Raw genomic sequence first — 25333 nt, 5'->3', positions numbered from 1 at the left:
AGATGGTATGTTTAAATGGTTAAAACCAGCACCAGCGATAGAACGATTACCAACGGATATGATTGATAAAGTATACAGACTGTTACGCATCCGCGTGTTAATTGGGATTTCAGTTGGATATGCAGCGTATTATTTAGTTCGTAGTAACTTTACGTTATCAAGTACGTATTTAATGAAGGAATACGGTTTTAGTACAACGCAAATTGGTTTATTAGGTTCCGTTGTTGCGATTGTATATGGACTAAGTAAGTTCTTTATGGGGAATTTATCAGATAAAGCGTATGCTCAGCGTTTTATTGCGGTTGGTTTATTCTTATCAGCAATTATAAATATTTGTTTTGGGTTTGCATCTTCATTTGGAATGATTTTAACATTATTAGTTTTCAATAATATTTTCCAAGGGATGGGGGCACCGCCTTGTAGTACCGTAATGACAAAGTGGTTCTCAAAGAAAGAGCGTGGTACCAAAACAGGGCTTTGGAATATTTCACATAACGTCGGCGGCATGCTTGTACCACCACTTGTTGGTATCGGTGTAGGGATTTTCGGTGAAAGTCATTGGCAAGCCGGTGTGTTTATTTTCCCGGCGATAATTGCAATGGTAATTTCAGTTCTTATGTGGATCAATGCAAAGGATACACCAGAATCTGCTGGTCTTCCGCCAATTGATGAATATCGTAATGACTATGAAAATCTTGAAAAAGCAGACAATGCAAACAAAATGTCACCAAAAGACATTTTAATGAAATATGTTGTGAAAAATAAATTTGTTTGGTACTTATGTATTGCGAATGCATTCGTATACTTAATTCGCTTTGGTGTTATTAACTGGGTACCAATTTACTTAACGACTGTAAAAGGATTTACGCAAGCGCAGTCCCATGCAGCGTATTCTATTTTTGAAGGAATGGCAATTCCAAGTTCCTTACTAGTTGGTCTTTTAAGTGATAAATTATTTAAAGGAAAACGTATGCCGCTATGCGTAATTAGTATGGCTGGTGTTGTTGTTGGAACGATTGTATATTGGCAGGCAACTAGCATACTGGTTGTAAGTATTGCTGTTTCTGTTATCGGTTGCTTAATTTACGTTCCTCAGTTCTTAATTGGTTTAAGTGCAATGGAATTAGTACCGAAATTTGCAGTAGGTACAACAGTTGGTATGTGCGGTCTATTTGCTTATGTAGGAGGAAGCTTAACAGCGAACTTAATCATCGGATTCATGGTTGATCACTCTGGCTGGGATGGTTGCTTTATCTTACTACTTGCAGGTGGTATTCTATCAACATTATTCCTATTAATTGTACAACTTGGACACGAAAGAAAAAGTCCAGCGAACAAAACAGCATAATGATGTATAGAAAAGAGCAATCCAAAAAGAAATGTTTTTGGATTGCTCTTTTTATAATGGTTGAAGATTTATATGAGAAAATACAACTTTTCCTGTACTTTACTATTCATGAATGTTCAATTTATCTTTCGTTCTTTGGATATATGGATTGACTTAGTAATAAGCAGACACGTTATGGCCTTTCCATGCATAGTAATCTAGGATACCAGCATAGATGGCTTCTGCTGCGCGTTGTCTCCATTCAGGTGAAGCCAATTTTTTTCCGTCTGCTTGATTATCTACAAAGCCAAGTTCTGTTAATACAGATGGCATTGTATTTTCGCGAAGGACATATAAATTGCCTATTTTTGTACCTCTGTCACGTGTTTTAAGAGCCGTTATCAGACGCTTTTGAATTTTTTCAGCCAGTACACGACTATCATTTACATATGGATTTGCTTCTTGCGTTGGAGCTTTGTAGTAGAAAGTTTCTGTACCATGTGCGCTGCCGTTGAAACCATTCGCATGAATACTTACAAAGATATCACCTTTATTTTTTTGAGCAAATTCCACTCGTTTTACTAGAGAGTCTTTTGAATCTTTTCCTGGTCTTGAATGTGCATCACGTGTTAGCAGTGCAGTAAACGGTGTTTTTTGAGCAAATAGTTTTTGCACGCGTACTGCTGTGTCGTATACAACTGGGCTTTCATTCATATAAATCCCTTTATGCCCGACATCTATCCCGCCATGACCTGGATCGATAATAATTGCTTTTCCTTCTAAGAAGTTATTTTGTTTATTTTGTTTATTTTGTTTGTCTTGTTTGTTTTGAGGGGTTAATTGGTTTTTATCTACCCATTGGAAACCAGCATTTGTCCGAATGCGAATCCAACTACCCTTTTCTTCAATAACTGTTACTGTTTGCGGAGCATATGTGCCTAATACTTTAGACGAATGCGATGCTTCTTGATACGTAGTAAATGTACTATGAATCGCTTCTCTCTTTTCCTGTAACGGAGTCCATTTATCACCTTTATTCGTTACAATTTTTAACCAACCATCTGCACGTTTTTCTTTGACCACAATGATTTGCGGTGCATGCTGATTTGATGTAATCCCTGAGGATAATGATGGCTGATGATATGTAATGAAATATCTATTCATATACATTCTTTTTGCCGTATCTGCTTTTTTCATATCTGTTTGTGCAATAAATTGTGCTGCTTCTGCACGCGTTACAATACCACGTGGTTTCCAGCCATCGCCAGTACCTTTTGAAATTCCTAGTGCAACTAATATATTCGCTAGTTTTTCGCCCCAATGTCCTTGTAAATCACCAAACTGCGTTGGTAAATCACCGATAATTTTATTGTTTAGTTTGTAAGCTTCAACAAGCATAGAGGCCATAGAAGCACGATCAATGTGTTTAGAAGGGTTAAAGTTACCGCTTCCATCCCCTTTAATGACACCAGCTTTCTCAACCGCTGCAATATATGGAGCTGCCCAATGGTTTTTGGCATCTTGGAACGACGGTTTTGCCTCTTTGTTAATCTTTAAACCTAGTATCATAGCCATTAACTTTGCAGCTGAACCACGGTCAATTTGTTCAGAGGGTGAGAAGGTTCCATCTGGTTTTCCGTCAAGTGCTTTTTTCTCTACTAAGTAGTTAACGGATTGTTGCGCCCACTTTGGTACATCTGGAAATGTCTTTTTTGCAGCTGAAGTATTGACGGGGGAAAGGAGTAAGTTCGCTGCCAAAATTCCTACTGTAAGTTTTGTTGTAATTCTCTTATAGTTCACTTGAATCGCTTCCTTTCTAAAATATTGTTAAATGGATTTTGTTATATTGTAATAATTAAGATGAGCCTCTCTTTTTATTATCTTCCATAAATTGATAGATAAAAAGAGAGAAAAATTCCTTTAATAAAGGGAGATTCATGCAATGAGCTGGAACTGAGAAAACGAGGAATAATGTTTTTTGCGAGATAATATCAATATATTTTCTATTACACATGCATCATCTACCTTTCAAGAATATACGTGTTTCATGGCTCTTCTCTACATATAAACTTAACGTATACTTTACAATTGCTTTAAAAATACATGTTAAAATTTAGTAGGAGTCTGAAAGACGAATTATATGTATAAAGGAGCTGCTAGGGTTGGGAATCTTTATATCGGAAGTTGAGACGTTCTATTTTTGTTCAGCAACTGTCACAGAAGAGGATTGTACATTTGATTTTGTCGTTCGTAGCACACCGGTTGGGATTTCAATTTGTTTCGTGGAGAATGGGTATGAGGATGAGTGGTTTCCAATGAATGTAGAGACTTATTTGAGAGTAAATGAAGGGATGTTTCCAAATGAGGAAGCAAAAGAAGAGTTTCGGAGACAATTAAAGAGTGAAACAGGCTGGATGCTTGATAAACAAGGGGAAAGCGAAGGGTGTATGATTCAAAGAGCGATGAATGCTGCTGAATATGAAGCCTTTCAGCTTGTGAAAAGGAATATTCCTAAAAAAATGAGAAAAGATGATTCGAGATTTTTAATGGAAGATGAACCGAGAGAGCATCTTTTTAAAAATCGCTCAGGTCACCTTATGTAAGGTGGCTTTTTTACGCTATTTTTCCTTAAAACTTGCTTAAAAGATAAGATGTTATATTTCTAAACATTATTATTTTTGTTACAATATAATTGTTAGTGTAAAACTTTGTAAAAAAGGCGTAATGGTAGAAAAGGTTTCGTTACGTTTTTCTGAAAGTTTTGTATTATGTTGTTATTATTATATCAATATAAAAAGGAGAGAGAATATGTTACCAAACACGGTTCGTACTCCAAACAAAAAAAAGAAATGGATGATCATTGGGATTATTACATTAATTGTTGTCGTTGCAGCGATTAACATTTTCGTCATGCAAAATAAGAAGAAGGGCGAGGCGAAGGCGGATGCTATTAGTTTCGAAAAAGTAACAGAGCGTAAGCTAAATAATACGAAATTAATTGCAGGACAAGTAAAGCCAGGAAATATCGAAAGTTTCTATGCAGATCCAACAAAAGGGAAAGTGAAAGATATTGCCGTAAAAGAAGGGCAAGAAGTTGAAAAGGGAACGAAGTTATTCTCTTATGATAATGAAGAAATCAATTTGCAAATACAACAAGCCGAGCTTGAGCAAAAAATGGCAACGATGCGTTATGATCAGACGCAGAAGAAAATAGATTCATTGAAGAAAGAGATTAAGAAAGCGAAAGACAGCGGCGCTGGAAAAGAAGTGACAGAGCCGATGGAAGAGCAAGTAAGTGAATTAGAATTACAGCAAAAAACAGCGGATCTTGAAAAAGAAAAAGGTAAGTTGCAGGTAGAAGAATTACAGAAAAAACAGAAAGAACTTACGATTTATAGCAACTTTGCAGGTGTTGTACAAAAGCTAGATAAAGATGCAGCGCAAAGTTCCTCACAAGCGATGGGTGGACAAGGAAAAGCATTTTTACAAATCGCTTCTAAAGAGCCATTCCAAATTCAAGGGACATTAACGGAGCTTCAAAAATCACAAATTCAAAAAGATCAAACATTTACTGTAACAGCGAAAGCAAACAGTAAGAAAAAATGGACAGGTAAGATTATAGAGGTAAGTGAGTTCCCAACAAGTGCAGAGATGGCACAAGCGGCAGGAGCAGGTGAAGCGACGCAAAATATGTCTCAATATACATATAAAGCAAGCCTTGATAGTCAAGATGGTTTATCTCCAGGTTATCATGTGTCACTTCAAGTAAATTTAGAAAATAAGAAAATGATTGCTGTTCCAAGCAAGAGCATTGTTGAAAAAGGTGACGATGCATTTGTATATGTAGAAGAAAAAGGAAAGCTTCGTAAGCAAAATGTGAAGAAAGGGTCTACTGATGGAGATTGGACAGAAGTTCTTGAAGGCGTAACAGTGGGACAAAAGGTGGTTAAAAATCCTTCCGACAAAGTGTATGACGGAATGGAAGTGAAAGAAAAATGATTACACTAAATAATATTCAAAAAACGTATTATCAAGGAAAATTGGCAGTACCCATTCTACACGGCATTAGTTTAACGATTCAAAATGGTGAATTTGTATCGATTATGGGCCCGTCTGGTTCTGGTAAATCGACACTTATGAATATTATTGGTTGTTTAGATCGTCCGACAGAAGGCGAATATATGTTGAACGATGTGAATATCTTAACAGCAGACGAGTCAAAACTTGCTCTTATTCGCAATGAATATATTGGCTTTGTCTTTCAACATTTTAACTTATTGCCGCGTCTTTCAGCGGTGGAAAATGTTGAATTACCACTCGTTTACGGTGGTGTGAAGAAAGCGGAGCGTCGTAAGCGTGCCCTTGAGGCTCTTAGCAAAGTAGGATTAGCAGATCGGGTGCATCATTTACCGAATGAATTGTCAGGTGGACAAAAGCAGCGCGTCGCAATTGCAAGGGCAATTGCGAATAACCCAACGTTTATTATGGCCGATGAGCCAACGGGCGCTCTTGATACGAAATCTGGTGAACAAGTGATGAATATCTTCACAAAGTTAAATGCAGAAGGTACAACAATTGTTATGGTTACGCATGAAGAAGAAGTCGCGGCATATTCTTCAAGACGCATTGTGCTGCGAGATGGAAAAATTACGGAAGATAGAAGGTGTGCGGTATGAGTTTATTAGATAGTATAAAAATTGCCCTATCTTCTATCCTAGCGCATAAACTTCGTTCCGCACTTACGATGCTTGGTATTATTATCGGTGTCGGTTCTATTATTACTGTTGTTGCCATCGGACAGGGCGGAGAGGCGATGTTAAAGTCGAAAATTGCCGGCTCTGGTAATAACCTTATGCCGATTCACTTTGTTCCTGATATCAACGATCCATTTAGTGGAGAACAAGAAGCACCAAAGATTACAGATGAAGACATTTTTGAAGTGAAAAACATTAAAGAAGTTTCACATGTCATTACAACGAATACTATAATGGAACCACTTGAGGTAAATGATAAAAAAGAAATGGTTACGGTCATAGGGCTAGACAGTGAATACTTTTCGGTCAATAAAGTAAAGGTGGTAAAAGGACGCTCGTTAAATGAAGGGGATATTTCTCAAGGAAATAACGCGGTCATGATTAGTACAAAGACAGAAAAAGTATTATTCAAAGATGAGAATCCTGTTGGGAAAATTATCGAGATGAAAGGCCAACCAATGCAAATTATTGGTGTGTATCAATCGGATAATGAAATTATGGGATTTGAAAGTTCAGAAGCATTAATTCCTCTTACATTATGGCCAACTTTATATGGAACAGATGAAATTCAAAATATTTCCATCCAATCTAAAAATGTAGATGATCTAGAAACAGCGGGTAAAAAAGCTGTTGAAGTATTAAATAGTCGTAAGCCAAGTGAAATTTCAGGTAAGTATGAGATGCTGAATTTAAAAGAATTCCAAGAAGGAGTTTCTAAAGTAACGAGTATCATGACAATGATTATCGGAGGAATCGCTGGTATTTCTCTAGTTGTTGGTGGTATTGGTGTGATGAATATTATGCTTGTATCTGTAACAGAGCGTACGCGTGAAATTGGTATACGTAAGGCGCTTGGGGCAACGCGTAGCAAAATTTTGCTACAATTCTTAATTGAAGCGGTTATGTTAACGCTGCTTGGCGGATTAATTGGGATTGGTCTTGGCTATGGCGGAGCATATATTGTGTCCACATTTGCGAAATGGCCACCGCTGGTCTCATGGGAAGTTGTCGTTGGCGGCGTCGTATTCTCCATGACACTCGGTATTATTTTCGGATTAATTCCAGCGAACAAGGCTGCGAAATTAGACCCAATTGAAGCACTTCGTTACGAGTAGATTGCTAGTGTAGTAGAGAGGTGCTCTCTACTACACATAGATTGTTCTAGTGGGCGGTTCGTAGTCTCTCAAGTAGAGAAGGTGAACCGCCCGGTAGAACGGGTGATATAAATGATAAGGAGGCGTTACAATGGAGCCAAATGTTAATGCGCAAGACGTAAGTGGGAAAAAGCCATCATTATTCGGAATGATTCCATCTCCGAGCGTACAGTTTGAACGAATGAAAACGAAGAGCCCGGTTTGGGGAGCATTCTTTCTTTTCGTTATCATAACGGCGATTATAGCTAGTATTACTACGTACCAAGCGATGAATAATCCAGAAGCATTGGCAAATATTCCAGATCCAGAAGCGGCTAAAATGGCAGGGTATTTTAGTATTGGAATTGGAGTTATCGGCGGATTAATTGGTACAATATTTTGGTTTTTTGTTGTAGCAGGGATTTATAAAATTATTATGATGTTTATGGGCAACGATACACCGTATATGAAGGTATTATCTATTTACTTATATACGTATACTATTACAATTTTAGGAGCTATTGTAAATCTTATTTTAAAATTGATAATTGGCGGCTCTGCAGAAACTTCTTACACGAGTTTAGCACCTTTATTTGAACCAGGTACGTATCTTCATGGTGCTGCTTCAGCTTTTGAAGTTTTCAGTATTTGGGGATTAGTTGTCATGGGATTAGGTTTACAAATTGTAGCAGGATTAAGCAAGAAACAAGCAACAACGATTATTGTAATCTTCTTTATCCTTTCTGTTGCATTTAGTAGTTTAAGTGGTATTGCTTCTAGCTTCTCTAACTTAGGTCAATAAGATCATGAAAGCGGCTCTTTTTAGGGTCGTTTTTTATTTGCACGTATTTCATATAGCAGCATGGAAATTTCAAATTTAGCTTGCTTAAATTTGAAATTTGCGAGATAGAATTTGAAATAACCTGCCATGAAATTCTCTTTCTCTTTTTATATTGTAAAAGTACCGCGGAATAACAAAAAGGTATACCTTTTAGAAATGGGTATGAGATGAAGCCGGTCACTTTTACTGAGGCAGTTACTTTGTATGAGAAAATGATTAAAAATCAAATGAAACGGCTCTGCTTATATAAGGATTATGAGGAGTTTTATCAGTGCGGTTTAATTGGATTATGGATGGCATATGAAAGGTATGAGGAAGAGAAAGGAAGTTTTTCGAATTATGCATTTGTGACAGTGCGTGGGTATTTGCTAGAGAAATTAAAGAAGGAGAATCGATTTCAAACATATCACACTTGTTTTGAACAAGAGCATTTCGAACATGTATGTGGAGTAGTAGAGGTATCATCGGAAGTTCACGAGTATATGAGTGTGTTAAATGAACGGGAAAAGCATGTGATTACCGAATCTTTTTTTATGGGAAAGAGCATTGATGAAATTGCAGGAGAGATGGGATTAACATACTATCAAGTGAGGTGGATATATCGGCAAGCGTTCAAAAAGATGCGTACTGGAGCGTAGTGGTCAGAAAGTGGAGGCAGGTTAAACAGACTGACTCCACTTTCGTATTATTTTAAAAATCATTATGAAAATCTTCAAGCATCATTTGAGCTAAAAGATTACCAGCCTTTCTCCATTGTAGTTTCATTTGATAAGCACTAATAGAGAGGGTGATATTGTCTCCATTGCAAAAATATACGATAGCTCGGTTGTTATCATCTTTTTCTATATATGCAATGTTTTTATAAAATAACCATGTACAGTCCCAAGTATGAGGAGAATGAGTAGGAATGGCACAGATGAAACGACGATGATCAATAGGAATGGGTGTATTTTGATATAATTTCCATTTTGCAACGATTGCTTTTCGTCTACCCTCATATGTAGAATAATTATGTGAGATAATGAGTTCCTTTATGATTTCAAACGGTGTTTTTGGTGAGTAAAAAATTTCATCCGTAGTATGGATTTGAGTTTGAAAAAAAAGATCTCTATGTGGTAACAGCATCATTATCATATTTGAAATAGTATGAATTTTCGCTATCTCCAACAATGGAAGACCTCCTTTTAAATTAAGATGGCTTACAAATTTTATAATAAAGGCCAAATATAAAAATAGATTTAAAATAATGTAAAAAATTGTAAAGTTATAGATGTTTTTAGAGGATTTCTTCTATAATCCTTTTTATAATTTGCATCGCTTGGACATATATATGAGAATAGAAAGTGTTAGGCGGGTGATAAAAGTATGAAAAAGAAATATATCATTGCGGCTCTCGTTGTTCTTTTGTTTATTTATTTAGCTAATAGTAACCCGAGCAAAGGAGAATATACAGAGTGGGCAGCAAAGCAATTCATGAATCGAAATGATATTAGTAAAAAGCTTACAGAAGTTGAAAAAGAGGATCCAGATGGGTTACTCGGGGAACTTGCAACAATCGGTAAGAAATTAGCGAACAAATATGTACAACCTCAAGTAGGAGTGTTAATTGATCATTATACAAAGCGAAATGATTATTTGTTCTTCTCAACGTATACAACGGAGTTCACGCTTGGAAAGGAACAGTATAAATATGTTTCGGTTGGATTTTCCCATATTTTCATTCCAATTGAAATGCCGAAGAAAAAAGACGAAGCCGCAGCGTAAGGCAGCTTCGTCTTTTTTGTATTAAGGAGCAATATTTACTTCTGTTACTGTCTTTTCAACAAGTCGTGCTCCTTTTTTTTGTGCGTTTTCTCCAAGTGATAAGAAAATGGAAGAAGCAAGAATCGTATCCATCACTTGACTAATGGTTTGCTCATTGACAGGCGTAACGGGATTATCGAGGGAGAAAACAACCGTTTTCCCATCTTCTTTCGAAAAAATTAATTCTAGCGTTTGCATAAGTTATACCTCCTTTATAAGTTTGAAAGATCAGTTGTGCTGACAACTTGTACAGCGTGAAGTTTTAATTCTTGTAAGGAAGAAAGCGCGCGTGCAACGTCATGTACTTTTTCTAAATCAGCGTTTGGCTTAACTTGTTTTAACTGTTTGTTTTTAAATACTGTTTTTCCATTTTTGTCTAGACCAGCGTTTAGAACAAGTCGTAAAGTTAAATCCGTTACAATTGTTTCCACTGCCATGTTCTCACCCCCTTTTCACCATATATATAGGAGGGAATAGTAAGATTTTGGCGTGAATTTTTTTATTTTTTTTGGTACGCTTAGGAGAAAGAGAGAGGAGTTTCAAAAATGAAAAGAAAGTGGTTATTTTGGATTCCCGTTTTCTTATGGATGGGAATTATTTTTTATTCTTCAGCACAGCCGTATAAGAAGCAAGATATGCGTTCAGATATTGAGCAGTACGTGAATGTAGAATTTGTGAAAGAGAAATTTTCATGGGTATCGATTGATTATGGTGGAGGAACCCCGGTTAGTATTGCGAACAAAGGAGTCGGTGGCTTTATTGAATTTTTCCTTCGCAAAGGTGCCCATTTTATGGTTTTCTTTATGCTTGGTGTATTGACATATTACGCGCTTTATCGCTCTGGTTATTCAAGGAAGCGATCGTTTCTTTTTGCACTACTTTTTGTTGCTGGTTATGCAACATTTGATGAGATTCATCAGTGGTTTACAGGAGATCGTACACCGTTGTGGCAAGATTCCTTGTTAGATACGTGCGGCGGATTGACAGGTATTCTGATTAGCAATTGGTTTTGGCATAGAAAAAGGAGCTCATCCCATTAAGGATGGCTCCTTTTTCTGTTTTATACGCCAAGAAGTGTTTTCAGTTCGTCTGTAGATAGCTCTGTTATCCAGTTATCGCTTGTGATAACTGCATTGTTGAGCGATTGTTTACGTTCAAGCATTTCATCAATTTTTTCTTCCAGTGTTCCTGTTGTGATCAGTTTATGCACATGGACGAATCGTTTTTGACCGATGCGATAAGCTCGGTCTGTTGCTTGATTTTCTACAGCTGGATTCCACCAGCGATCATAGTGAATGACATGGTTAGCTGCCGTTAAGTTTAGCCCTGTCCCCCCAGCTTTTAAGGATAGAATAAAGATATCATATGTTCTATTTTGGAATTGTTCAATCATTTTATCGCGCTCTTTCTTTGGTACACTTCCATTTAAGTAAAGAACGCGCTGACCAAATGTTTCTTCTAATACAGTCTGTAACATGTGCCCCATCCCGATATATTGTGTGAAAATAAGGCAACTTTCATTTTGGTTCTTTATATTTTCAATCAAATCCATTAATGTTTGCATTTTCATGGAACGCTGTACAATATCTTTTGGTACATCTTCTTTTAAATAGAGAGCAGGATGATTACAAATTTGTTTTAGCTTATTTAGCATAAGTAAAATAAAGCCACGTCTTTCAATTCCATTTAAGTTTTCTACATTTTTTAATGTATCTTGTACAAGTTGTTCGTATAGTGATGCTTGCTCACCAGTTAACGGACAGTATGCTTTTTGTTCTTGTTTATCCGGTAAGTTCAATGCGACTGTTTGATCTTGTTTTGTACGACGCAGTAAGAATGGTGAAATGAATCGCTGTACTTGCTGAATTTTAGCTTCATCTCGATCCTTTTCAATCGGTGTAACGAAGCGGCGCTGGAATTGTCCAAGACTTCCAAGGTACCCATGATTTAAAAAGTCAAAGATCGACCATAGCTCAGCAAGACGATTCTCCATTGGTGTTCCTGTCAAAGCAATTTTATGGTTCGCCTTTAAGTTGCGAACTGCTTTTGATTGCTTCGTATGTGGATTCTTAATATTTTGTGCTTCATCTAAAATAATAGAATCCCAACATAATGTGCTTAATTCTTCTTCATCAAGTTGCGATAGTGCATAAGAAGTTAGTACAACATCTGCACCTTGTAGAAATTCCTTAAAAGCCTCTCCTTTTGCGCGATTGCTACCATAATGTAATATGACTTTTAAATGGGGAGCGAATCGCTCGAATTCTTTCTGCCAATTCCCAAGAACAGATGTTGGCGCAACAATTAAAGCTGGACCTGTTTGAAGCTTGTTTTCTTTTACATAGAGTAAGTAAGTGATTGTTTGGATGCTTTTTCCAAGTCCCATATCATCTGCCAATAATGCTCCAAATCCAAGCTCGCGTAAATATAATAGCCAACTAACACCATGTTCTTGATACGGGCGCAGTGTTGCCTGTAAGGAGGATGGTATTTTGATTTTCGGAATGTCACCGATATGCAGCAATTTTTGGAAAAGCTCTTCATAATAATCATCTAGCTCAATTTCAATATCAGCAAATGGACTCTCTTCTTGAGTCGTTTCTATTTCGGCTGAACGAGATAAGTGCTGCTGCAACACATCTTTCATTTCCAGTCCGTATTTGTCCGCATGCTTCATCAGTTTTTTTACTTCTTCAATAAAGGCAGGATCAAGCCTCATCCATTGCCCATTTAAATTGAACAGCCGTTTGTTTTGCTCGACAAGTTCAAAAAATTCGCTTTCTGAAAGATCAATTCCTTGTGTAGAAACACGCCAATCAAAATTCATGAGTGTGTTCATACCAAAGAATGATTGTGTTTGCGCCGTATTTTGCTTTAATTGGATGCGCAGTTTTGGTTTCGTTGCTTTTAAATTTTGCCACCAAGATGGTAATAAAATGGTAACACCAGCGGCTAATAATTCATTACTTGCTTCCGTTAAAAAGTTCCAAGCCTCTGTTTCATAGAGTTCATCTCGAAAATGGTCCTCTTCTTTCAGCCATGGAACGAGCTTGCTGAATCCTTCCTGCATTTCTTTAATTCGGTTCTCATAGCCCTGCCATCTCTTTGGCAATGAATGAGAGTCCGTATAGATATAGATGCGATGTGCTCCGCGTTTTGGCGCAAGAATCGTTTCCAATTTCCACATTTCCAATTCATCATGTGGCTCTTGTAGACGAAGACCGATTGTGAAGGGAAGATCGTCTTCCATATAACCAATTTTGCGGAGCCAGTCTTCTTCATGAAGTGCTGTCTCTAGTTGTTTTTTGGAAAACTCATAATGCTCATATAATCGCTTCGCATTTTCCCATCCGTCTCCTGAACGCGTATCTTGCAAAATACTTTCATTAACAGCTTCGGAGAATAAGGTTGCTAGCGTACGATCTTCAATAGAGTGTTTCTCTACCTTCCATGCTGGATAATGAGACCATCGCTCCATATCAGGGAGGAAGTCCCCGGCTACAAAAGCATCCCATAGTTCTTTTGCCTCTGGCGTTAGCAGGGTAGTTGGCCCATTCCATTGCAGATTGGCAAAGGTGTTCATCGGTTTATTTGCAATGTATTCAAATGCCTGAAGGCTCGTTAAGATAAATCCAGGTCGTCCGTCATGGATTGCTTCTTTTAAAAAAGTACCGTAAAAGGAGGTGGAGTGCCATGTAAAGGCATGTTGTCTCCAAGCCATCTCAGGTAATGGATGCCCGGTTTCATTCTCTCCCCAGAGGAACCAACCTTGATTGACATATTGGAGCCGAATTGTTACTTCAATTTGTTTGATCATCGATTAATTTTCCTTTCCGTAATTCCTCTTGTAGGGCGCGTAAGCGTGAATGTAAATTAGCAATTTGAATGATGAAGGCATTCCATTCATCTGTTCGCTTTAGACGTTTATATAGCATGCGTAATTTTTTTAAATAGCGAACAGCGCGGCGATAAGACTTTCGATTTCGTTCCTCAATTGCTTGTACTGTAGCAAGATGATAAAGAGGGAGCGCTGCTTCAGGTGCTTCTTTTTCAATTTCTTTTAGCGGCTCCTTCAATACTTCAATCGCTTCAAGGCCATGCAGGAGATGCAATTCCGTCCATGTGTGATACTGTTTTTTTGCCAATGCATATTGTTCATAATTCGCGAAGCTGTACGGTAATAAATCTTGCAAAATCATTTCCAACCCAGCTTGTTCATTCATTTGTGTCGCATATGTTTCATACATCATGACAAATAAACGAACGATATCTTCCACAAAAATCGTATCGGCTTGATCTTGTATTGTTTTTTTCACTTGTTTATATGTGAAAGATAACCAATTTTTTGCACGATCCCATTGCATCGTACTTAGCAATTCTTCTAGCCAATCAAAATAAAGACTAACGACGAATGCGGGTTGTTTCTCTAATCGTTCCATCGCTCCTTCATCATTTCGCTTTAGAAAGAGTAGGTGTGAAGATGCGAGTGCTTTTGAGAGCGGGTGCATCTTTGTATCAATTCGTTTCTTTTCTTCCTCAAGGAGAAGGTTCTCTGTTAAGAGTTCTCCCCATATATGACGGTAAATAAAGAATCTTTCTTGTGTATAGGAGTCTGCTGAGAAGAACATGGTATGTACGAGCCGAGCCGTTTCCTGCAAGATGGGTTCACATTCAGCAGGTGCAGGTTCTGATTTGAAATCTCGTACAATGGACTCCACTTTATCTACAAATAGATGAATTACGTTAATGGGTTGATGATAAGAATAGATTTTTTGTGTTTCAAACTCCTTGACTTCTTCTAATAGTTTTTGAAAAGAATATAACGCGCCGTGCAGTTTATATAACTCATGGATCGCAACAACGCGCGGTGCTTTCCGCTCCAACTTCATGTAAAAATCTGTAAAAATACTCATTAGAAAATACATTTGTTTATAAGTAAGACGCGCCTGCTCTTTCTTAAATGTCTCATATTCAGAGTCAAAGTATGAATACCAACTTGTATAATCCGTTTCTGCAAAAGAGGAGGATTGTAGCAGTTGTCGAGCCGTTCGAATTGGTGTTTGCGATGGTTTTGTTTTATTTTTAAATAATTTTAATACATCGCCCACTTTTCCAAAACTAGAAGCAGCTGATAATAAGACGGCAAGCATATGCTCGCATTGTGTAGGTGCAAAACAATCGCAATAACTGTTTGATACATTGCGAATGGGAATGTGAACGCTATATATGTTGCTTTCAGTCTCTACCGTCCCTGATAGCGTATACCCATCAAAATCCACATTATAGACAACACCGCTGCGATATAAATGACGAGCGTTCGCAACATGTTCTTGATCAGCCGCCTGCTGCGGATCTAATCCTTGAACAAATTCATTTGCAATCATCATAATCTCATCTTTCGTAATTGAATGTTGCAGCATAATTTTCCTCCGTACAAAAATTTTCGTTCCTCTACCATTATAAACAAAAATGTAGGAAAACAGAAAAAAAGGAATTACAGAAGACTTATTAACGATAGATGTCCGTAATGTAGAAAGGCAAAGTGCTACGAAGTATAAAGTAACGACGTATGAGGAATATCATATTCGTTATGGTGATGGGTCAGTGAAGTTTAAAAGCTTTAGTAATGACCATATGGTTACGGTAAATGAAGGTGGAAAACTACTATATCATTCACTTGTAGCAAATAATACGTTAAAGTCTGAGGAAATTGCTGATCCGACGCATTAACTAGAAAAGAAACTATCTCGTTAACGGGATAGTTTCTTTTTGTAAGATTGATTTTAGGATAATACGGCTTGTACATAAGGATCTTGTAGAATTTTGTTAATGAATGGAAGCATGTCTGTTCGGAAGGGAATATCGATTGGAAATGGTTTTTGTGACCCGGGCTTAACACCATATTGAATCATTTTGTAATGTGTCTTTTCATCATGCTTTAGTATAAGTAATTTATAGCGGTTATCATCTTGTTCAATCGAGAAATCAATAGAGGTTGCATCGTATGTCATATCATCATCTTTATATAGGTAAGACTTTGGAGTTCCAATCCAGTCTATTTTTGCTTGTAAGTTCATGTTTTTACCTCCTTACTGTCATTATAGAAAAATAAAAGCCAGCTCTCAAATATAAGAGAACTGACTTATGATTTAGCAGTTATTGATTATTTTAAAATTTTCACTTTTACCGTTTTACGTCCCCATTTGTTAGCAGCGCTATCTGAACCAACTAGAACGTCGATACGGTTACCTTTAATTGCACCGCCAGTATCACCAGCGATTGCTTCTCCATAACCTTCTACCCATACTTTTGATCCTAATGGAATCACTTTTGGGTCAACAGCAATCATTTTCATATTTGGATTTGCTGTTAGGTCATGACCCATTGCAGTTAATACACGACCACCATATGTGCCGCCGTTTTCACTTGGATGAGCTGTATATGCTGTCGCTACAACCGTTAATTCACGGCCGCCAGCAGGCGCACTTGTAGCAGCTGCTTTCACTTGCATGACAGGTTTTGCTTGCGCAGCTGATTTAGCAGGAGCTTGTGTTTCTTGTTTTTCTACTACAGGAGCTTCACCTGTTAAGAAAGGAGCATGAACATAAGCTGTTTTCCCGTTATATTCAAATTGTAACCATCCATTTTGTACTTGGTTCGTTGTTTCGATTTTATCATCTTTCTTTAACGTACCAAGAATTTCTGAATTTGTGTTTGCTTCTGCACGTACATTTAATACGTTAGCAGTTACATAGTAGATGCTTTTTGTGAACTCTGCACTTACGAATACGTCTTTACCATTGAATTTAATTTGTGACCATCCGTTTTCTGTATTTATAACATCTAGTTTATGACCATTTAATACTTTTCCTACAACTTTTGATTCCGTAGTTGGGTTTTCTCGTACATTTAGTACGTCTGTTGTTACAACAGTTTCTGCACTAGCAGAAGTAGTGAAAATCCCAAGACCAAAAACTGCTGCTGTTGCTATACCAATTAATTTTTTCATGATAGCCTCCATTGCGTTTGTTTTCGTGTCCTCATTATAGCAACAGATTTTTTTAGAATTGGGGAAATCATAGAATTACAAACCATTCGTAAAGAACCATTAACAATTTGTAACATAGCAAAAAAAGATAGAAAGCGTTTTTCATGCCTTATTTTTAAGTAGTTTACATTATATATTCCTCATTTTTAATATAGTGTCTATTTTTCGGTAGAGATAAAAATGTTACGAAGACATTACATAAGTTTTACTAATGGGTTACATTCCTTGAGTATTTTACTAATTTATGACTAAAATAGTTATATAAACATAAATATTTTATGTGTAGATTTAAAAATACGTAATATATCCTAACAAAAAACCGCATAATTGTTACAAAAAGAAAGAGTGAACATCCATGCATTTTCTCTTTTTTTACAACTGTAACACATCTTTTTTAGGGAAATAGATCCCTTCCGCATTTATCTCGCATCATTTGACATTGTAATCTTCACCTTTTGCTTTTCAAGGAAGTAAAAAGATGATTTGAGAAGATACAAATTGTCTATAAGAATTCTAATTGGTGGCCATTATTTTACACATTTGTAGAAAGATACCGGCAGTATTGTTGTAATTTATCCGATTTAACACATTGGAATTTGTGTCATTTTACACAACGAAAGAAACCTACGAAGGGGGATTTGATGAGGAAACTGACGAAAACATTTATTGTTTCATTGGTATTATGTCTTGCATTTACGATTTGGGGGATTATTCCTGAATCAGTGATTGGAAAAGGAAGTTTAGGAAATGTCACAACTGCTATTCAGCATGTGTTAGTTAGTAAGTTTGGTTGGTTTTATATTATTTCTGTTTCTATTTTCCTAGGGATTTCTATCTTTTTAATCGTTTCAAAATACGGTTCAATTCGTTTAGGGAAAGATGATGATGAACCTGATTATAGTTATTTAACATGGTTTGCCATGTTATTTAGTGCTGGTATGGGGATTGGACTGATTTTCTGGGGCGTTGCGGAACCATTAAATCATTTATATGCACCACCATATGGAGAAAGTGCTACAGAACAAAGTGCCCGTCTGGCACTGCGCTTCTCATTTTTCCATTGGGGATTACATCCTTGGGGACTATATGCACTTGTAGCGCTTTGTATTGCGTATTTTACATTCCGAAAAGGAAAGCCAAGTACAATTAGTGCGACCGTAGGCTCTTTATTTAAGAGTGGAGAACATGGGCGCGTTGCACATATATTTGATGTATTAGCTGTTTTTGCAACAGTGTTTGGTGTTGCAACTTCGTTAGGACTTGGTGCACAACAAATCGCGGGCGGTATTGGGTATTTAACGCCGATACCGAATTCATTAACAACACAACTCGTGATTATTGGCGCTGTAACAATTCTGTTTATGTTATCTGCTCAAACAGGATTGGATAAAGGGATTAAATATTTAAGTAATACGAATATTATTTTAGCCTTTGCACTAATGGTAATTCTATTATTTGCAGGTCCAACGAATTTTATTATGAACTATTTCACTTCGACAATTGGGGCTTACATTCAGGAGTTACCAAGCATGAGTTTTCGATTAAGTCCATTAGATAAAAGCGGAAATCAATGGATTCAATCATGGACAATTTTCTATTGGGCATGGTGGATTGCATGGTCACCATTCGTTGGGACGTTTATTGCTCGTGTATCGCGCGGACGTACAATTCGAGAGTTTGTAATTGGTGTACTGCTCGTTCCAACATTAATTGGGGCACTTTGGTTCTCTGTTTTTGGTGGCACTGGTATTTATATGGAATTATTTGACCATGCAAATATTTATGAACAAATTAAAGAGATGGGAACAGAAATTGGATTATTCGCTGTGTTCGATCATATGGGAAGTATCGGTCCTGTGTTATCAGTACTTGCAATTCTCTTGATTTCAACGTTCTTTATTACATCGGCGGATTCTGCGACATTTGTTCTTGGTATGCTAACGACACACGGTAGTTTGAATCCACCAAATCGCATTAAGTTGATTTGGGGTATTGTTCAAGCGGCGTTAGCAGCAATTTTACTTTATGTCGGTGGTTTAGCTGCATTACAGACAGCTTCCATTATCGCAGCATTTCCATTTGCATTTGTTATCTTCTTTATGGTAGCTTCGTTATTTAAAGAGCTACAAAAAGAAGGGCGGCATCGCCAACGTAAATGATCGGAAAAAGGGGCTATCCCAAAAGGGAGTGTCACATAGTCGAAAATTCGACTTATGGGACAGCTCCTTTTTTTACGCAAAATAATATTGCTCGGCTAAAAATTTTTATATTTTTTCACATGATTTTCATAAGTTATTCATATTTTTGACAAAAAATTGTCAGAAATATGTTGTCACTTTTCTATATATATGCTATATTATTTATTGTAAGCGATTTCAATAAAGTTTTAAGTGTATTCAAGGGGGACAACTAGAATAATGAAACGTTACGAAAGAAAGTGGAAGCATATTTGTTTGAAACGTGTAGCACATCGTAATGTGCAAGAAAGCACGGAACCAAAGACTCAAGTAGTGAAAGAACAACAAGACAAGCAGTTGGTTTTACAAAAATAGCAGTCACTTTTTCGTATATAAATGAAAGTAAATCGTTCGTTGGGGGATGGACGTGAAACTTACTTTCGGCTAAGGGGTATTTGTCCGATATATAGACGTTTAGTCAAAAAATAAGCACAGAGCATACGGCGCTCTGTGTTTATTTTTTAATCAAACGTTTGTTTAAATAGGACTACTTCTCTTTTTTGAATCGAACCGTTTTATCCCAACCGATGACTTGTTTTTTACTTTTTGCACGCAAATAAAGAATGAGGCTGCGAATAAATAAGTAAGTAAAGAGTTGAGCATAGGTAAAGTACATAATGATACTAATGAAAATATTAATTGGTGTAAATGTTCTTTCAACACTTTGTGAACTAAATAGTTGGGCAGTATACGTAATATATGCGACATACCACATAAATAGTAATGGAATGGTATAGTGAATGTGAAATAGACCGAGTAATCCTACAATGAACCAAATATTCGAGATAATGAGAAATAACCAAAAGACAAGGTAAACGAGTACCTGCTGTAAGGAATGGACAAGCAACTTTCCTTTAAAGAAATGGAATGAAGAAAATATTTTTTCCAAAATGTATAAGTTTCCTTGTAGCCAGCGTGTTCGTTGTTTAATCAAAATTTTTAAGTGCTCTGGTTCTTGTTCCCAAGTAACAGATTCAGGGACGATTGGTAATACATAGCCTTGTTGCGTAATTCGTAATGTCAGTTCTGCATCTTCCGCAATTGCATATGGATCATAGCCACCGAGTTCTTCTAAAGCAGACCGACGAAGAAGCATATTTGTCCCTGTAAGAGAACCGGTTTGAAATAACAGCCAGCGTCCGGATTGCATGAGAAGCTGGAAAATTTGAAATTCTAGTGAAATCATTCGTGTTAACCAATTTCGTTTCTCATTTATTGTTCGAACATGTCCAACTGCACCAACTGCGTTCTCGGTTGTTTCAGCGTATTCTACAAGCATTCGTAATGCATGTGGTTCAGGCTGATTGTCAGCATCATATACACAAAAATATTTACCATTCGAAATGCTAAGGCCATAATTTAATACGCGTGATTTTCCTTTTGGTTCGCCTGGAGGAACGCGGATGTGACGAATATGAGCATAATCCCTATCGAATGCATCTCCAATTTCGGGTGTTTCGTCCTGTGAGTTATCATTTAATAGATAAATGGTGAGTTGACCTGGATATTCAATCTTGACCATTGCTTCTAGTGTATCTTTCATAACGATCCCTTCGTTATGTGCTGGAATGAAAATATCGACACTCGGATAATGTTCCAATACACGTTCTTTCTTCTTTCTATTTCGATGAATCAGCCCTGCAATCGTTAATAATGAATAATAAGCAAGTAGGGCTGAAAATAAGAAAGCAGTACAAATTAAAACATATTTAATAGAGAAGACGATGCTAATTAAAAAGACAAGTATGCAAAATAGGAGAAAGAATAGGAAAATAATGAGTGTCATCATAGTCATCATAAGGGACTAGACTCCTGTCCATTTACTTGCTTTTGTGTGATTTGAATTTGTTGTATTGCATCGTCTGTTAACGATTCTTTCATTTTCGGATATAGTCGATTCATGACAATTTCAGCGCCAGCTATATCTGTATTTTGAAGTAAAGTTACTAAAGTATTATGATCATATTTTCCCACAAGGTCAAAATCACGTCGTACAGTAGAAAGTAATAAAGAAGCTATACGATCCATAACACTTTTCTTTGTATGTTTACTAAAAGAGATGAAATCGAAATAGATAATTATTCCTGTCTCGCTGCGACGTTTCATGGCAGCAATTAACAAAGTTTGACGTCTTTCAAATTCTGTTCTTGTTAGGAGTTTTGATTCACCGATGTACTGTTCTAATACCTGTATTCGTTCGGTTAAATTTTTATTTTCCAGAATCACTTGTTTTAACATATAAGTTGAAATATATACAAAGAAGAAGTTAGCTACCGTAAGGAAATGCGTAATCATATACTTCAATTGTAGGGATGTGCTTCATAAATAAACCCATGACTGATAGAATAAATAAAATACAGAAAGAATCGTCCCAAGTATAAAGAGTACAAAAGCCTGTTTGTCTGGTATAAATAAAAACAGTATGTGAACGAGGACATAGGAAATTGTAAAGAGTATAGCGTGTTTATATGCTGTTATATATATGGTTGTAAAATAAAATAAAATTTGTACAATCCAAAGTAGTAATACTTTTATAGAGTTATGTTTCATTTGATTCCCCCTCAGGCTCGTATTTGTAGTATGCACAGTTTTATAAGAATGAGTCGTATTTGTTTTTATTTGCATATATGAATGTTAAGGTGATTGTTCTTTTGGAAGTTTTTTGGTGGAAGAGGAGTGTACGAATCAAAAACAAAAGCCCATTCCAATGATTTGGAATGGGCTTTTCATTTTATAAGAACATCATACCTGCAACTGCTGCGTTTAAGAAGTTCGCTAATGTACCAGCGATCACTGCTTTAATCCCTAATTGTGCAATTTGTTTTCGGCGCGTTGGAGCAAGTGTTCCTGTTACACCTAATTGAATTGCAATAGAAGAGAAGTTTGCAAAACCACAGATTGCAAATGTTAAGATCATAACGGTCTTATCAGAGAGCTCTGACATATGTGGTCCTAGACTTGCATAAGCAACGAATTCGTTAATGGCAAGTTTCTGACCGATGAAACCAGCTGCTTGTACAGCTTCGTTTGGTGAAATCCCGATTAAGATAGCGAATGGTGATAATAAATAGCCAAAGATTAAATCTAGGCTTAATTTAATATGGAACAAAGAACCAACCCATCCTAATAGGCCGTTCAGTACAGCAATTAATGCGATGAAAGCCATTAACATTGCCGCTACGTTAATTACGAGGTGCATCCCTTCAGATGCACCTCGTGCAGCTGCATCAATAACGTTTGCATCTTCACGTTCGGTAGAAAGCTTTACGTTGTTATCTGGTGTTTCTGTTTCCGGCATTATTAATTTTGCAATTAATAAACTTGAAGGTGCTGCCATGATTGCCGCTGCTAATAAATGCTCAAGCGAAATTCCCATAGCTGCATAGCCGACAAGAACGGATCCAGCAACCGCTGTCATACCGCTTACCATAACGGCAAAGAATTCACTATTTGTTAAGCGTGCTAAGTACGGTTTAATTAAAATTGGTGCTTCTGTTTGTCCTAAGAAAACAGTTGTTACAGCATTTAAACTTTCGGCTTTAGAAGTTCCGAGAAGTTTACTTAATGCACCACCAACGATACTTACAAATTTTTGCATAATACCAAAGTAATATAAAATGGCTACTAATGAACTAATAAATACAATTGGAAGTAGTGCTTGAATTACGAATACAAATCCCCAAGGGCCTTTTGTATTTACTAAGTCACCAGCGACAAATTTAATCCCCTCATAAGAAAAGTTAATTAGACCCTGGACGCCATCAGAAGCGATCTTTAATCCAGCTTTTCCAGCATCCCATCGTAATACGATGAAGGAAAATGTAATTTGTAGTGCTAGCGCAATTAAGATTGTGCGCCAATTAATAGCTTTGCGATTGGAAGATAATAAAAATGCGATTGCTAATACTCCAATCACACCGCCAATTCCCCATAAAAAATTCATGCAGTGTAAATCTCCTTTCTCATAGTAAAAAAAAGTATAAATAACGGATGTCTATACTGCTAGAAACATAACATCTTAAGTAACTTACCATACCGGGCTTCTGAGGTCAAACATCCATATAAAAGTTTAAATAAAAAGAAAATTCATTAAGAAAACACATATAAACAGGATGAAGGAGAAATAGGTTATATCTATTCGGGAGGAGATATGTATTATGGTAACGTTATAAAATATTTTTATAGAATATAGTGTATGAAATGAAGAGGAAGTAACATATTTTAAAACAAAAAAGAGCCTTCTAGCAATCTAGAAGGCTCTGAAACTATCAATTAAGGTGCTTTCGTGTAACCTAAGAAATGATTCTTCCAATAAGAGTTACTTAATGAAGCAACAGCTACACCGTTATCTCCAGCTTGGATAAATGATCCGCCACCAAGATAAATACCCATGTGGGAAGGACCTGATTTATAAGTGTTTTGGAAATAAATTAAGTCGCCTGGCTGTGGATTTGAAGTCTTTGGTAGGCTGCTCCAATATCCTGCCACACTTTGACGGCTAATGTTATGACCAAATTTCTTATATACATGGAAAATATAACCGCTACAATCCACACCATTAGCAGAAGTTCCGCCCCATACGTATGGAACACCTGCCATCGATTTTGCATATGCAAGGATCGATGAGTTATTACCACTATTATTTGTATTGGTATTGTTTTGCATGTTAGATGGTGTGTTAGGTTTTGTTTCTACAGCACCACCAACTGGTGTTTTAGATAAGAAGCGAGTTCCGATATAACCAGTTTGTCCGTTATAGTTAATTTTACTCCAACCAGAGTTTTCAGAAAGTACTTGAACCTTATGGCCGTGAGGAAGAGCACCGATAATTCGGTAGTTTGTACCTTCGCCGCTACGTACATTGAGGGCGGAGGCATTTACATAATAATCTCCAATCGCTCCCTGCGTTTGAGGTGCTTGTTGTTTAGGTTGTTCTGGCTGAGCGGTTCCGCCCTTAACAAATTTTACAAATTCACTACTCACATACCCAGTTTGACCTTGGTGATTAATTTTAAACCAACCATTTTCGCTACCAATTACGTGTAATGTTTGTCCGTTTAATACACCACCGATTACGCTATGGTATGTAGCTGGACCCGTACGAACGCGTAAAGATGTTGCATTTACAACGTAAGTTCCGCCAGTTTGTACAGTTACATGACTACCATTTTGATATTTTGGCTCTTCTTGACTTCCTTGAATTACATTGTCGTTAGAGCCACCTTTTGTTACATAGTCTTTACTAATGTAAGCTGATTGTCCTGCATAGTTAATTTTAAACCAATCTTGAACTTCACCAACAACTTGTACAACTTGTCCTTTACGAACAGATCCTAAAATAGTGTGAGAAGTGCTAGGCCCTGTACGAACGCGAAGAGAAGATACGTTTACCGTATAGTTTCCGCTTGCTGGTTGTACAGTTGCAGAATTACTATTGTTATTTGCAGAGTTAGCGCTTGCAGAAGCACCAGATACAAATTGGCTGCTTACGTAACCAGTTTGTCCATTATGGTTAATTTTAAGCCAGCCATTCTCTTGACCGATTACGTGTAATGTTTGCCCTTCGTACACACGACCTATAATAGAACTAGAAGTGCTAGGACTTGTACGTACACGCAATACATCAGCAGTTACTTTGTTGTTTCCACCTGTGCTTACATTTGTTTTTGCTGCACCGCCTTGTGAAACGAACTCACCGCTAACATAACCAGTTTTTCCATTTAAGTTAATTTTGAACCAACCATTTTCTTGACCAATAACATTTAACTTCTGCCCATTGTATACGCGAGAGATAATCTGATGAGAAGTACCAGAACCTGAACGAACGTGTAATACATCAGCAGTTACAGTGTAACTTGAACCATTTGATGTTGCGACTTGAACGGATTGTGTAGCAGGCTTTTGTGGAGTTTGCTCTGGGGCAGCTTGAACACTATCAAGTGTTGGAGCTGCTCCTCCTGCTACAGACACCGCCGCAAGACCGGCAAGATATTTTTTCATGTTTTGTCGATTCCTTTCTGTCTGTAGTATAGTGAAGAAATATTTACCAACTGTTAAAAATTCTAAAAGGCATGTCGATTACTGTCAAGACTTATGAAGGAATCTGAATATGACAAAAAGGTTACAAAACAGAAATAAAGATAGATTCTTCACACTGATTTTTACTTAAAATACATATATTTGAAAAAAC

Annotated in this window: 22 protein-coding genes and 2 pseudogenes; 12 read left to right on the top strand and 12 right to left on the bottom strand. The window is 36.9% G+C overall.

What is annotated here, in order from left to right; genetic code table 11:
* Positions 1–7: 7 nt before the first annotated feature.
* Positions 8–1348, top strand: coding sequence for an MFS transporter (pgtP, locus tag MR056_RS06715; RefSeq protein WP_210351862.1), 1341 nt, complete (start codon positions 8–10; stop codon positions 1346–1348).
* Positions 1349–1501: 153 nt separating this feature from the next.
* Here the strand turns inward: pgtP and MR056_RS06710 are convergent, their stop codons facing one another.
* Complete coding sequence (locus tag MR056_RS06710; RefSeq protein WP_242136533.1) at positions 1502–3127, bottom strand: N-acetylmuramoyl-L-alanine amidase; 1626 nt, start codon at positions 3125–3127, stop codon at positions 1502–1504.
* Between the two features lie 362 nt (positions 3128–3489).
* On the opposite strand from MR056_RS06710, the gene MR056_RS06705 reads away from it, so the two are divergent.
* From MR056_RS06705 to MR056_RS06680, 6 genes are all read left to right on the top strand, one after another.
* A complete protein-coding gene (locus tag MR056_RS06705; RefSeq protein WP_210351860.1) occupies positions 3490–3930 on the top strand; it encodes a hypothetical protein in 441 nt (146 codons plus the stop codon).
* A 205-nt stretch (positions 3931–4135) separates the two neighbouring features.
* Entirely contained in the window at positions 4136–5326 is a 1191-nt protein-coding gene (locus MR056_RS06700; RefSeq protein WP_210351859.1) for an efflux RND transporter periplasmic adaptor subunit, read from the top strand.
* Positions 5323–6003: an ABC transporter ATP-binding protein gene (locus tag MR056_RS06695; protein ID WP_012096232.1), complete on the top strand. Its 681-nt coding sequence runs from the start codon at positions 5323–5325 to the stop codon at positions 6001–6003. Before MR056_RS06700 ends, MR056_RS06695 begins: the two co-directional genes overlap by 4 nt.
* The gene (locus tag MR056_RS06690) at positions 6000–7196 is read left to right on the top strand and encodes an ABC transporter permease (protein WP_210351858.1); all 1197 of its coding nucleotides are present in this window, start codon (positions 6000–6002) and stop codon (positions 7194–7196) included. Before MR056_RS06695 ends, MR056_RS06690 begins: the two co-directional genes overlap by 4 nt.
* 130 nt (positions 7197–7326) lie before the next feature.
* Positions 7327–8016, top strand: coding sequence for a YknW family membrane protein (gene yknW / locus MR056_RS06685; RefSeq protein ID WP_210351857.1), 690 nt, complete (start codon positions 7327–7329; stop codon positions 8014–8016).
* A gap of 206 nt (positions 8017–8222) precedes the next feature.
* Positions 8223–8693: a sigma-70 family RNA polymerase sigma factor gene (locus MR056_RS06680; RefSeq protein WP_012096229.1), complete on the top strand. Its 471-nt coding sequence runs from the start codon at positions 8223–8225 to the stop codon at positions 8691–8693.
* Between the two features lie 52 nt (positions 8694–8745).
* Here MR056_RS06680 and MR056_RS06675 read toward each other — a convergent pair whose 3' ends face one another.
* Positions 8746–9222, bottom strand: a complete 477-nt coding sequence (locus MR056_RS06675; RefSeq protein WP_235436430.1) for a competence protein ComK — start codon at positions 9220–9222, stop codon at positions 8746–8748.
* A 198-nt stretch (positions 9223–9420) separates the two neighbouring features.
* Between MR056_RS06675 and MR056_RS06670 the strand changes: the two genes are divergently transcribed.
* Positions 9421–9819 carry a DUF4359 domain-containing protein gene (locus MR056_RS06670; protein WP_012096227.1) on the top strand — a complete coding sequence of 133 codons (399 nt, stop codon included), beginning with the start codon at positions 9421–9423 and terminating at the stop codon, positions 9817–9819.
* Between the two features lie 21 nt (positions 9820–9840).
* Here MR056_RS06670 and MR056_RS06665 read toward each other — a convergent pair whose 3' ends face one another.
* Positions 9841–10056: a DUF2922 domain-containing protein gene (locus MR056_RS06665; RefSeq protein ID WP_012096226.1), complete on the bottom strand. Its 216-nt coding sequence runs from the start codon at positions 10054–10056 to the stop codon at positions 9841–9843.
* A gap of 14 nt (positions 10057–10070) precedes the next feature.
* On the bottom strand, positions 10071–10295 hold the full coding sequence (locus MR056_RS06660; RefSeq protein WP_012096225.1) for a DUF1659 domain-containing protein: 225 nt from the start codon (positions 10293–10295) through the stop codon (positions 10071–10073).
* A gap of 108 nt (positions 10296–10403) precedes the next feature.
* Between MR056_RS06660 and MR056_RS06655 the strand changes: the two genes are divergently transcribed.
* The gene (locus MR056_RS06655) at positions 10404–10898 is read left to right on the top strand and encodes a VanZ family protein (RefSeq protein ID WP_210351856.1); all 495 of its coding nucleotides are present in this window, start codon (positions 10404–10406) and stop codon (positions 10896–10898) included.
* Between the two features lie 20 nt (positions 10899–10918).
* Here MR056_RS06655 and MR056_RS06650 read toward each other — a convergent pair whose 3' ends face one another.
* Positions 10919–13675, bottom strand: a complete 2757-nt coding sequence (locus MR056_RS06650) for a DEAD/DEAH box helicase (RefSeq protein ID WP_242136532.1) — start codon at positions 13673–13675, stop codon at positions 10919–10921.
* A complete protein-coding gene (locus MR056_RS06645; protein ID WP_210351854.1) occupies positions 13659–15278 on the bottom strand; it encodes an SWIM zinc finger family protein in 1620 nt (539 codons plus the stop codon). Before MR056_RS06645 ends, MR056_RS06650 begins: the two co-directional genes overlap by 17 nt.
* A 64-nt stretch (positions 15279–15342) precedes the next feature.
* On the opposite strand from MR056_RS06645, the pseudogene MR056_RS06640 reads away from it, so the two are divergent.
* Positions 15343–15588 (top strand): annotated as a pseudogene (locus tag MR056_RS06640) (TcaA NTF2-like domain-containing protein); the annotation flags it as partial.
* 53 nt (positions 15589–15641) lie between these two features.
* On the opposite strand, the gene MR056_RS06635 reads toward MR056_RS06640, so the two are convergent.
* Both MR056_RS06635 and MR056_RS06630 read right to left on the bottom strand, forming a co-directional pair.
* Entirely contained in the window at positions 15642–15935 is a 294-nt protein-coding gene (locus tag MR056_RS06635) for a DUF3910 family protein (protein ID WP_012096221.1), read from the bottom strand.
* Positions 15936–16021: 86 nt separating this feature from the next.
* On the bottom strand, positions 16022–16867 hold the full coding sequence (locus tag MR056_RS06630; RefSeq protein WP_087099359.1) for a cell wall-binding protein EntA: 846 nt from the start codon (positions 16865–16867) through the stop codon (positions 16022–16024).
* Positions 16868–17547: 680 nt separating this feature from the next.
* Between MR056_RS06630 and opuD the strand changes: the two genes are divergently transcribed.
* Positions 17548–19065, top strand: a complete 1518-nt coding sequence (opuD, locus tag MR056_RS06625; protein WP_048723511.1) for a glycine betaine transporter OpuD — start codon at positions 17548–17550, stop codon at positions 19063–19065.
* A gap of 258 nt (positions 19066–19323) precedes the next feature.
* Positions 19324–19458 carry a hypothetical protein gene (locus MR056_RS22240; protein WP_087095574.1) on the top strand — a complete coding sequence of 45 codons (135 nt, stop codon included), beginning with the start codon at positions 19324–19326 and terminating at the stop codon, positions 19456–19458.
* Positions 19459–19630: 172 nt separating this feature from the next.
* Here the strand turns inward: MR056_RS22240 and MR056_RS06620 are convergent, their stop codons facing one another.
* The 4 genes and pseudogenes from MR056_RS06620 to MR056_RS06605 all read right to left on the bottom strand — a co-directional run bounded on the left by MR056_RS06620 (position 19631) and on the right by MR056_RS06605 (position 25143).
* Positions 19631–20932 carry a glycosyltransferase family 2 protein gene (locus MR056_RS06620; RefSeq protein ID WP_048723559.1) on the bottom strand — a complete coding sequence of 434 codons (1302 nt, stop codon included), beginning with the start codon at positions 20930–20932 and terminating at the stop codon, positions 19631–19633.
* Positions 20933–20937: 5 nt separating this feature from the next.
* Positions 20938–21693: pseudogene (locus tag MR056_RS06615) on the bottom strand (dGTP triphosphohydrolase).
* 181 nt (positions 21694–21874) lie between these two features.
* Positions 21875–23086: a NupC/NupG family nucleoside CNT transporter gene (locus tag MR056_RS06610; protein WP_012096216.1), complete on the bottom strand. Its 1212-nt coding sequence runs from the start codon at positions 23084–23086 to the stop codon at positions 21875–21877.
* A 329-nt stretch (positions 23087–23415) separates the two neighbouring features.
* Positions 23416–25143 carry a C40 family peptidase gene (locus MR056_RS06605; protein WP_048723507.1) on the bottom strand — a complete coding sequence of 576 codons (1728 nt, stop codon included), beginning with the start codon at positions 25141–25143 and terminating at the stop codon, positions 23416–23418.
* Positions 25144–25333 lie beyond the last annotated feature (190 nt).

Source organism: Bacillus cereus group sp. BfR-BA-01360, assembly GCF_022663595.1.
GTDB lineage: Bacteria > Bacillota > Bacilli > Bacillales > Bacillaceae_G > Bacillus_A > Bacillus_A cytotoxicus.
This window is presented reverse-complemented; position numbering and strand designations above follow the sequence as displayed.